This is a genomic window from Bradyrhizobium sp. PRIMUS42 (assembly GCF_023006515.1).
Classification (GTDB): Bacteria; Pseudomonadota; Alphaproteobacteria; order Rhizobiales; family Xanthobacteraceae; genus Bradyrhizobium.
Genome location: NZ_JALBGZ010001638.1, coordinates 1 through 400, shown reverse-complemented (window position 1 = coordinate 400; position 400 = coordinate 1). Strand labels below are relative to the sequence as shown.

Here is a 400-nt window from a genome sequence, read left to right as displayed (position 1 = left end):
CAGCATGCCGTCGGCAGCCGCGTTCTCGATCTTGGCCTTGATGCGCTCGCGCGCCTCGACGCCCTTGGCGACGATGACGATCTCGGCAAAGGCCTCGTTCGGAAGCTGCGGATTGAGGCCGAGCCAGAAGCGCGGCGAGCCCTGGCCGACATAGGACGTATAGGTCTCGATGTCCTTGTCGTCCTTCAGCAGTGTCTCGGCCTGCTTCACCGCCTTTTCGGTGACGTTGAACGCGGTGCCCTCGGGCAGGCGCAGCTGGAGGAACAGCTCGGGCCGCTCGGACAGCGGGAAGAACTGCTGCTGGACATGGCCGAAGCCGACGACCGAGGCGATGAAGACGCCGACGGTTGCGGCCACCACGGTGATGCGGTGATTGACGCACCATCGCACGATGGCGCGC

Annotated in this window: 1 protein-coding gene; it reads right to left on the bottom strand. The window is 65.5% G+C overall.

Going from position 1 to position 400, the window contains the following annotated elements:
* The coding region (locus MOV75_RS42050; RefSeq protein ID WP_247008774.1) for an efflux RND transporter permease subunit at window positions 1–400 on the bottom strand (400 nt) is incomplete at both ends.